This is a genomic window from Trueperaceae bacterium, assembly GCA_031581195.1.
Classification (GTDB): Bacteria; Deinococcota; Deinococci; order Deinococcales; family Trueperaceae; genus SLSQ01.
On sequence record JAVLCF010000111.1, the window covers coordinates 1 to 7,828 of the forward strand.

7 protein-coding genes are annotated in these 7,828 nt (G+C 73.9%); 5 read left to right on the top strand and 2 right to left on the bottom strand.

Annotation, left to right across the window (positions count from 1 at the left end; translation table 11 throughout):
* The 4 genes from RI554_09535 to RI554_09550 all read left to right on the top strand — a co-directional run.
* The coding region (locus RI554_09535) for a hypothetical protein (protein ID MDR9392255.1) at nucleotides 1-351 on the top strand (351 nt) is incomplete at its 5' end.
* A gap of 127 nt (nucleotides 352-478) precedes the next feature.
* Nucleotides 479-1,027: an NAD-dependent epimerase/dehydratase family protein gene (locus RI554_09540; protein MDR9392256.1), complete on the top strand. Its 549-nt coding sequence runs from the start codon at nucleotides 479-481 to the stop codon at nucleotides 1,025-1,027.
* A gap of 591 nt (nucleotides 1,028-1,618) precedes the next feature.
* Complete coding sequence (locus RI554_09545; protein ID MDR9392257.1) at nucleotides 1,619-2,974, top strand: UDP-glucose/GDP-mannose dehydrogenase family protein; 1,356 nt, start codon at nucleotides 1,619-1,621, stop codon at nucleotides 2,972-2,974.
* 5 nt (nucleotides 2,975-2,979) lie between these two features.
* A complete protein-coding gene (locus tag RI554_09550; protein MDR9392258.1) occupies nucleotides 2,980-3,957 on the top strand; it encodes a GDP-mannose 4,6-dehydratase in 978 nt (325 codons plus the stop codon).
* 97 nt (nucleotides 3,958-4,054) lie between these two features.
* On the opposite strand, the gene RI554_09555 is transcribed toward RI554_09550, so the two are convergent.
* Nucleotides 4,055-4,960: a hypothetical protein gene (locus RI554_09555; GenBank protein ID MDR9392259.1), complete on the bottom strand. Its 906-nt coding sequence runs from the start codon at nucleotides 4,958-4,960 to the stop codon at nucleotides 4,055-4,057.
* A gap of 87 nt (nucleotides 4,961-5,047) precedes the next feature.
* Nucleotides 5,048-5,971, bottom strand: a complete 924-nt coding sequence (gene uppS / locus RI554_09560; GenBank protein ID MDR9392260.1) for a polyprenyl diphosphate synthase — start codon at nucleotides 5,969-5,971, stop codon at nucleotides 5,048-5,050.
* 73 nt (nucleotides 5,972-6,044) lie between these two features.
* Here uppS and RI554_09565 point away from each other — a divergent pair.
* On the top strand, nucleotides 6,045-7,828 hold a 1,784-nt coding region (locus tag RI554_09565), incomplete at its 3' end, for a nucleoside-diphosphate sugar epimerase/dehydratase (protein MDR9392261.1).

Sequence of the window (7,828 nt, forward strand, 5' to 3'; positions counted from 1 at the left end):
GGGCGCGCCGACGCCGCCGTCCTCGCCGACCTCTCGACGTGCGCCTGGACGGTGGACGCCTGGATGGCCGCCGACCGCGACGCGGTCCTGCGCTACTACCTCGGGAACGTCGACGCCGGCCTCGACCTCCTCGCCGTCGGCGGCACGACCCTCCGCCGCCCCGTCCCCGAGGGCCAGGAGGCCGCGACGCTGGAGCGCACCTGGCCGCCCGCGGCCGGCGACGCCTTCGCGTCCGTCGCCTTCACCGGCCCCGGCCCCGGCCTGCCGCGCATCCTGTCGCTGCTGTTCACGGTCGACACGAACGTCGCGCTGCCCGACCTCCCCCGCTACCTGGCGTTCCCCGACCGCTGACCCCCGCCCCGGCGGACGCGCCCCGCGTCCGCCGTCCTCGGTTGTGGCGGTTGCGCCGGGCGGGGCCCGCCGGCCGTTCTGTCATGCGGGCGTGGCCCCACCCGTTCCGGGGCCGCGAGGAGGCGCCATGCTCCGCACCCGCCCCCGCCCCCGCCACGTCCTCGTGACCGGCGGCGCCGGCTTCCTCGGGTCGCACCTCGTCGAGCGCCTACGGCAGGACGACGACCGCGTCACGGTCCTCGGCGACGAGGCGGCCCCGACCCGCGCAGGTCACGGCGAGGTGCTCGTCGCGGCGTACCGCGATCCCCCATGCCCACCGACAAAACGCAATGGAGTCACCTCCTTCACACTCTCGTGGTTCTTGGGGGCTGCCGTGCGTCGTCCCCCCGCGTTCCCCCGTCCCCGCCACGCCCTCGCCGTTGGGATGCTGGTCGGTCTCGCCGCCTGCGCCGGCCCGACGCCGCCCCCCGACGTCGCGCCCAGCGACCTCGACGTGCGCGGGCTCGGGGGCGCCGTCGAGCTCACCTGGACCGCGCCGACCGACGTGGACGTCGTTGCCCAGGTCCGCCGCGACGACGTCGCGACCTGGCGGGACGCGCCGCTCGCCCCCGCCGGCGGGACGTCGGGCGCGTCCGCGGTCTCCGCGACGAACAGCAGGGTCGTACGGGCGGTGTAGCGGTCCGGCGCCCACGCGGTCCCCGCCGCCGCGATTGCGGCGGCCACGCCGGCGGCCAGCACCAGCGCGGCCCGCATACCCGCCAGGCCCAGCGGCACGACGCGGGCGCGGGCCCGCACCACCGCCCCCACACCGCGCCGTCGCGCAGCGCACCGACGCCGTACCGCTCCAGGTGCGGTGCGGTCCGCACCGGCCCCCATGCCGCCGCCCCGTCCACCCGCGGCGCGAGCGCCATCGGCAGGGCGGGGATCGCGCGCCCCCCGCACGCACCGTCCGCGCGGCGTGGGCGACCGCGGGGATCGACCGCACCGCGCGGCGGCGGGCGTCCCGCGGCCCGGCCGGCACGACGGCTCGCGGCCGTCCGCCCCACGCGACGACGTCGGTCGGGCCGGGCAGCAGGTGGCGGGCCCACGGCAGGTCGGGGTGGCCGCGCTCCACGGCGGCGGGGTCGACCGGCGCGTCGGTTCCGCGAGCGGGGGACGGCGTCCGCATGACGCCTCCGGCATAGCACCGACGGGGGTGGTGGGCCGGCGCAGCGGTACGGGGCGCGCGTCCCGACGGTCGGGCCGGCGCGCCCGGTACCATGCGGGCATGAACACCGTCATCATCGGGACCGGCTACGTCGGCCTCACCACCGGCGTGGCGCTCGCGTACGTCGGGCACGACGTCACGTGCGTCGACCTCGATCCCGGCCTCGTGGAGCGGTTGTCGCGCGGCGAAGCGACGATCCACGAGCCCGGCCTCGAGGAGCTCCTGCACCTGGCCCAGGACCACCTGACGTTCACGACCGACCTGCCCGACCTGGAGGGCGACACGGTGGTCGTCATCGCGGTGGGGACGCCCCCCAAGGAGAACGGCGATGCGGACATGGCGTACGTCGACGTCGCCGCCCGCCAGATCGCGGAACGCATCCAGCCCGGGGCGGACCTCGTCGTGGTGAACAAGTCGACCGTCCCCATCGGGTCCGCCCGGCACGTCGACGGGATCGTCCGCCGCACCCTGCGCGAGCGGGGCGTGGAGGCGACCGTCGCGGTCGCCTCCAACCCCGAGTTCCTGGCGGAGGGTCGCGCGGTGCGCGACAGCCTCTACCCCGACCGCATCGTGGTCGGGGCGGACGACGACGACGCGGTCGCGATGTTGCGGCGGCTGTACGAGCCGCTCCTCGAGCAGGCGTTCGAAGCGCCGCCCGGGATCCCCCGCCCCGACCGCATGCCGCTCCCGCCGCTGATCACGACCACCCCCACCAGCGCGGAGCTCACGAAGTACGCCGCCAACAGCTTCCTGGCGACGAAGATCAGCTTCATCAACGAGTTCGCCGGCCTCGCCGAGCGCGTCGGTGCGGACGTCACCCAGGTCGCGCGCGCCATCGGCCTCGACGACCGGATCGGGTCGCGTTTCCTGCACGCCGGCATCGGGTGGGGGGGCAGCTGTTTCGGGAAGGACACCCGCGCCATCCTGGCGACCGCGGACGTCTACGACTTCCCGATGCCGGTCGTGCAGGCGGCGGTCGACGTGAACTACCAGCAGCGCGTCCGCATCGTCGAGAAGCTGCAGGAGCACCTGAAGGTCCTGCGCGGCACCACGATCGGGATCCTGGGGTTGGCGTTCAAGGGCGACACCGACGACCTGCGCGACGCGCCGGCCCTCACGCTGATCGAGGTCCTGCAGGACCGCGGGGCGCAGGTGCGGGTGCACGACCCCGTCGCGATGGACAACGCGAAGGCGTTGGAGCCGTCCCTGGACGTGACGTACGCCACCGACGCGGTCGACCTGGCGGAGGGCTGCGACGCGCTCGTCGTCGCGACCGACTGGGACGCCTACCGTCACCTCCCCCTCGACGACGTGGCGGCCGCGATGCGCGGTCGGGTGGTGGTCGACGCCCGGAACCTGTTGGACCCGGACGCGGTCCGGGCCCGGCAGCTGCGCTACGTCGGCGTGGGGCGGTAGCGCGGGTGCGCCACGCCCTCGTGACCGGCGCCGCCGGGTTCATCGGCAGTCACCTGGTCGACGCCCTCCTCAACGAGGGTGGCTGGCGCGTGACCGGCCTGGACGCCTTCGATCCGTTCTACGACCCCGCGGAGAAGCGCGCGAACGTCGCGCCGCACGAGGGCAGCGACCGCTACCGCCTGGTCGACGTCGACCTGCGCGCCCCCGCGACGCTCCAGCAGGTCCTCGATCCGATCGCGGAGGCCACCCCGTTCGACGTGATCGTGCACCTGGCCGCGAAGGCGGGCGTCCGCCCCAGCCTCGAGGACCCGGTCGGATACCAGCAGGTGAACGTCATGGGGACGCAGTCCCTGCTGGAGCTGGCGAAGGGCTGGGGCACGCCGCAGTTCGTGTTCGCGTCGTCGTCCAGCGTGTACGGCGTCGACCCGGACGTACCCTGGCGGGAGGACCACGCGGTCCTGCGCCCCATCAGCCCCTACGCCAGCACCAAGGTGTCGGGGGAACTGCTGGGGCACGTCTACGCCCACCTGTACGACCTGCGCTTCGTGGCCCTGCGCTTCTTCACGGTGTACGGGCCGCGCCAGCGGCCCGACCTCGCCATCCGCAAGTTCGCGGAGCGCATGCTGGACGGCGCCCCGATCCCCGTGTACGGCGACGGCACGACCCGCCGGGACTACACGTACGTCGCGGACACCGTGCAGGGGATCCGCGCGGCGATGGACTACGGCGCGTCCCCCTACGACGTGTTCAACCTCGGGAACGACGCGACGGTGGACCTGAACGCGATGATCGCGACGCTCGAGCGGGCGTTGGGCGTCGACGCGATCCGCGAACCGCACCCCGCCCAACCGGGCGACGTCCCGCAGACCTGGGCGGACGTCACCCAGGCCCGGGACCGGCTCGGGTACGCCCCCACCACCGACTTCGAGACCGGCATCGACCGGTTCGTCACCTGGCTGCGGGACGTGCGCGGGGCCTCCTGACGAACGGCGCATCGGCGCCCCGACGCATCGACGGGAACAGGACCGGGCCGCCCTGGGGCGGCCCGGTCTCCTGCGCGGCGGCGGGGCCGCGCGTCGACTAGTCGTCGGTCGGGCTCGGGACGACCGTGAGGTTCCGGAAGTTCGTGCGGACCTGCCCCAGCGTGTCGGTCGCCGTCACCGTCAGGCGGTGGTCGCTGACCGAGACGACCGGGAAGGCGTCGCTCAGCACGACGTCGGTCGTCGACGCGGGGTCCGGGAACGAAATCCCCTGACCCGACAGGGCGGCCTCGAGCGTCTCGAGCTCCGCACCGGCGTCGGTCGTGACGCGAATCGTGAACGCGTGGTCCGCGAACACCTCCTGGTTGTTCGCGAGCCCGACGATCTCCACGACGGGGCGCAGGTCGGGCGTCCGGTCGACGACCACCGGCGCGGTGCTGGTGCGGGTGACCTCGCGGCCGTCGGCGTCGAGGCGGAGGGTCCACACGTAGCGGACCGACCCCTCGTCCCGACCGGACGCCAGGTACGCCCCGATGACGCCCTTCGGCATCGCCGCCAGCGTCAGCGGCTCCGACGCCACGTCGACGTACGTGACGTCCCCCGGCGTGCAGCCGCCCTCCGGACAGGTTCGGCCCGGCGGGAGGCGATGACCCACGTCGTCGAACGCGAACGTCGCGACGCCGTCCCCGAACGCGAGCGGCTGCTTGTCGGCATCGAGGTACGTCACCGTGTACCCGGTCAGGAACGCGCCCTGCGCGCCCGCCGGGGTCGTGAACGTCACGTTCTGTACCGGGGTTTCCTCGTCGTCGAGCGCGCGTTCCGCCTGGAAGGTCTGCGCGGCCGGCTGGAACGTCGCGTACGGCGCGTAGGCGCTCCCCTCGAGCAGGTTGCAGCCCGCCACCCCCGCGAGGGTCGCGGCGGCCGCGACGCCCAGCAGGGCGCGGCGCAGCCGCGCCGCGGGCCGCTGCCGCGAAGGGTTCGTCGTTCGTGGGTCGCTACCTCGCATGCGGCCTCCGTTCCACGTCCCGTCCGAGTGTAGACCATGGGTCCCGCCCGCCGGGCGCATCCGCCACCCCGACGACCGTCGTGGGCCCTACCGCCCGAAGCGCCGCTCGCGGGCCTGGAAGCTGCGCAGCGCCCGCAGGAAGTCCAGCCGCCGGAAGTCGGGCCAGAAGGCGTCGATGAAGTAGAACTCCGCGTAGGCGGCCTGCCACAACAGGAACCCCGACGAGCGCACCTCCCCGCTCGTCCGGATCACGAAGTCCGGGTCCGGCAGGCCCGACGTCCACAAGTGCTCCGCGATGGCGTCGGCGTCCAGGGTCCGCGCGATCGTCGCCGCGTCCTCCCCCGCCGCCGCACGCCGCTCCAGCAGGGCGCGGGTCGCGGCGACGATCTCCTCCCGCCCGCCGTACCCGAGCGCCAGATTCAGGTGCATGCCGTCGTGATGCTCGGTCTGCGCCTGAATCGCCCGCAACGCCTCTTGCGCCTCCTCGCTGAACCCCCCGATGTCCCCGATCACCCGCACCCGCACCCGGTGCTTCGTCAGGCGGGGGTCGTCCGCCAAGGACCGCGCCTGCTCCGCGAACAGGGCGTGCAGGTGCGCGACCTCCTCGGGGGACCGCCCCGCGTTGTCGCTGCTGAACCCCCACAGCGTGACGGTGGGGATCCCCAACTGCAGGCACCAATCCAGCACCTCGTGCGCCTTGCTGGCGCCTACGTCGTGCCCGGCCTGCACGGCCCGTTTCGTGAGGCGCGCGAAGCGTCGGTTGCCGTCCATGATGATGCCCATGTGCTGGGGCAGCGGCCCCGACCGGACCCGCCGCTCGAGCCGTCGCTCGTACGCCCAGTACAGCGGCGCGGTCGCGATCCGGAACCAGCGGTACGCCCGCAACGACCCCGGCGCGGCGCCCGCCCGCGGCGCGGCCGCGGGCGGGGCGGCCGGCCCCCGGTCCGCGGGACCCGCGGACCGGCCGGAGCGCACGTCGGGGGACGCGTCGGGGGGCGCGACGTCGGGCATCCCGTGATTGTACCGGGCGCCGGAACCCGGGTGGTACCCTCCCGGCAGCCGTACGTACCGGCGAACTCCGCCCATGACGAACCTCGCGACCCGTCTCCGACGCCGCCTCCAGGCGCCCCACAAGATCGCCGTCGACCTTTTCCTGTGGGTCGCCGCGACCCCCGTCGCGTTCCTGTTGCGCTTCGACGGGACGTTCCCCGCCCGCTACGTCGAGGCGGCCGCGCTCTACGCCCTCCTCGGTCTGGTGTTCAAGGCCGTCGCGCTGTTCGCCTTCCGCCTCAACCAACGTAGCTGGCGGAAGGTCACCTTCCGGGACGTGAGCGTCCTGACGCTGGCGATCGGGATCGTGGCGGGCCTCGAGCTGGCCGCCGTCTACCTGCTCCGCCCCGGGCTCGTCGTGCCGGCCTCGATCCCCCTCATCGAGGGGGTCCTGGCGCTCCTGGCGTTGTTCGCGGTCCGCGCCGCGCTCCGCGGGCTCGACGAGCGCCGCCGCCGCGTCCGGCCCGACCGCGCGCAAGCGGTCCTGGTCGTCGGGGCGGGGGAGGCGGGCAGCTTCCTGGTGCGGGAGATGCTGCGCCACCCCGAAATGGGCCTCGAGCCCGTCGCCCTCGTCGACGACGACCCCGCCAAACAACGCGTCCGGATCGGCGGGGTGCCGGTGCTCGGCACCCGCGCCGACCTCCCGCGCCTCCTGCGCGAAACGCCGGTCCAGCAGGTCCTCGTCGCGATCCCCACCGCGGAAGGCTCCCTGATCCGCGAGACGCTGCAGCAGGTGCGGGACGCCAGCGAAGCGGCGGGACGGACGATCGACACGCGGGTCGTGCCCGGCATGTTCGAACTCCTCTCGGGCGACGTCAGCGTCGACCGCATCCGCCCCGTCCGCGTCGAGGACCTCCTGCGTCGGCCCCCGGTCCAGCTGGACACCGACTCCATCGCGCAGTACGTCAAGGGCAAGCGCGTCCTCGTGACGGGCGCGGGCGGCTCGATCGGCAGCGAGATCGCCCGTCAGCTCGCGCGCTTCGAGCCGGGTGAACTCCTGCTCCTCGGGCGCGGCGAAACCAGCATGTTCGAGATCGACAAGGAGCTGGCCCGCACCCACCCGGACGTCCCCCGCCGCACGTTGATCGCCACCGTCCGCGAACGCGACCGGCTCGCCGTCCTGTTCGACCGGCACGCCCCCCAGGTCGTCTTCCACGCCGCCGCCCACAAGCACGTCCCGCTCATGGAGGCCCACCCGGAGGAGGCGGTCCTCAACAACGTCGCGGGCACCCGCCACGTCGTCGACCTCGCGCTCGCGCACGACGTCGAGGCGTTCGTCAACGTCAGCACCGACAAGGCGGTCAACCCCACCAGCGTCATGGGGGCCAGCAAACGCCTCGCGGAATGCCTCGTCCAGGACGCGGCGCTCCGCGCCGCGCCGGGACGACGCTACGTGTCGGTCCGCTTCGGGAACGTGCTCGGGTCGCGCGGCAGCGTCGTTCCTTTGTTCCAGGAACAGATCCGCGCCGGTGGGCCGGTCACCGTCACGGACGCACGCATGACCCGCTACTTCATGACGATCCCGGAAGCCTCGCAGTTGGTGCTGCAGGCCGGCGCCCTGGCGGAGAACGGCGCGGTGTACGTGCTCGACATGGGGGAGCCGGTCCGCATCGTCGACCTCGCGGAGGACCTCATCCGCCTGTCCGGCCTCGAGCCGTACGAGGACGTCGAGATCCGCGAGACCGGCATCCGCCCCGGCGAAAAGCTCTACGAGGAACTCCTCGGGGAGGGCGAGACGACCGGGGAGAAGCTGTTCGAGAACATCTTCGTCGGGCAGGGCCAGACGTTCGTCGGGGAGCCCCTGAGGGCCTACGTCGA

What these genes read in the sequence shown, in the direction of transcription:
- RI554_09540 (MDR9392256.1), top strand. Translation starts at nt 479, where the DNA reads ATGCTCCGCACCCGCCCCCGCCCCCGCCACGTCCTCGTGACCGGCGGC.
- RI554_09545 (MDR9392257.1), top strand. Translation starts at nt 1,619, where the DNA reads ATGAACACCGTCATCATCGGGACCGGCTACGTCGGCCTCACCACCGGC.
- RI554_09555 (MDR9392259.1), bottom strand. Translation starts at nt 4,960, where the DNA reads ATGCGAGGTAGCGACCCACGAACGACGAACCCTTCGCGGCAGCGGCCC.
- uppS (MDR9392260.1), bottom strand. Translation starts at nt 5,971, where the DNA reads ATGCCCGACGTCGCGCCCCCCGACGCGTCCCCCGACGTGCGCTCCGGC.